The organism is Pseudarthrobacter albicanus, assembly GCF_018224015.1.
Taxonomy (GTDB): Bacteria; Actinomycetota; Actinomycetes; order Actinomycetales; family Micrococcaceae; genus Arthrobacter; species Arthrobacter albicanus.
Genome location: NZ_JAGPOT010000173.1, coordinates 1 through 1,319, shown reverse-complemented (window position 1 = coordinate 1,319; position 1,319 = coordinate 1). Strand labels below are relative to the sequence as shown.

Annotated in this window: 1 protein-coding gene and 1 pseudogene; both read left to right on the top strand. The window is 62.4% G+C overall.

Annotation, left to right across the window (positions count from 1 at the left end):
• Positions 1–40: 40 nt before the first annotated feature.
• A pseudogene (locus J9611_RS21225) lies at positions 41–550 on the top strand (relaxase/mobilization nuclease domain-containing protein); the annotation flags it as partial.
• 100 nt (positions 551–650) lie between these two features.
• Positions 651–1,319 (top strand): IS4 family transposase (locus J9611_RS21220; protein ID WP_211883204.1); only part of this gene is annotated, 669 nt, incomplete at its 3' end.

Here is a 1,319-nt window from a genome sequence, read left to right as displayed (position 1 = left end):
ATCAGCGATACCCAGATGGCAGCCCTGCCCATCACCCGCCATGAATTCCACGGCGACTGGAACTACACCCTCCAACCCGCCAAAACACCATAACCGCGTGTTATTTACTGGCAAGCCCTTAGCCGAAGCAAGTGGAAAAGCGCAGTGCCGGTGGGTTGCGGTGAACCACGGCACCAGCGAAAACGGCAACCACCACATCCACTTGGCTGTGTCGCTCGTGCGTGAGGACGGCACGAAGGCCTCCACGCATGGCGACTACAAAAAGGCACAGCAGACCTGCCGCGAGCTGGAGGTCAAATACGGACTGGGACAGCTCTCCACCGTGCACGCCACCCGTGGATACGACCGCGCCGAGAAGGCTACCGACGTCAAGGACGAACGGGAAATGCACCGCTCCTCCCTGGCGCGAAAAGTCCGCGCCAGCGCAAGCGCATCAGCAACCGAAGGTGAGTTTGCGCGCCGTGCCCGCGACACCGGAATGCTGCTCCGGCCGCGCTTCGCCAAGAACACCACCGATGATATTCTCGGCCCCCAACAACGGCCGGGTCAGAGAGTGGCAGAGCCGTAAAGTGGCTCTTCCCAGTGAAGCGTGGTGAGGTGGGCCTAATTCCAATGCCGTTTACTTAGCACGTGTGTGTTAATGTTTCGGCATGGCGCGTAGTGGATGGGTGACCCCGGAGGGTCCGGAGCGGTTGACTGATCATGTCTCCATTGGTGTGTTGACGCGGGTTTTTCCGGCTGATGTGGTCGACGCGGTGATCGAGCGTTCGGGGGCGTTGGAGCAGCGGAATCGGTTGTTGCCGTCGCGGTTGATGGTCTACTACGTGATGGCCTTGGCGTTGTTTTCAAACGGTTCGTATGAGGAGGTCATGCGGTCGTTGCTGGCCGGGATGGAGTGGTTGACGGGCCGGTTCCGTGAGTGGACGATGCCGACGAAAGCAGCGATCTACAAGGCCAGGAACCGGTTGGGGTCGACCGTGATGGTGGCGTTGTTCGCCGAGGTCGCGAAACCGTTCGCAGCCCCGGGCGGTCCCGGGTTCTACAAGGAATGGCGGCTGGTGTCCGTGGACGGGACGACCCTGGATCTGGCAGACACCCCCGCGAACGAGCGTGCCTATGGGCGGCCGGGGACCAAGACGGACTTCAAGAGCGCCTTCCCGCAGGCACGGGTGCTGGGCCTGGTGGAATGCGGCACCCATGCGGTCTTCTCCGCGGTGGTCTCCGGCTGCCACACCAGCGAACACGACATGTACCCGGCCCTCCTCGCCGACCTGGCCAAGGACATGCTGGCCATGGCCGACCGCGGGTTCTTCTCCTAC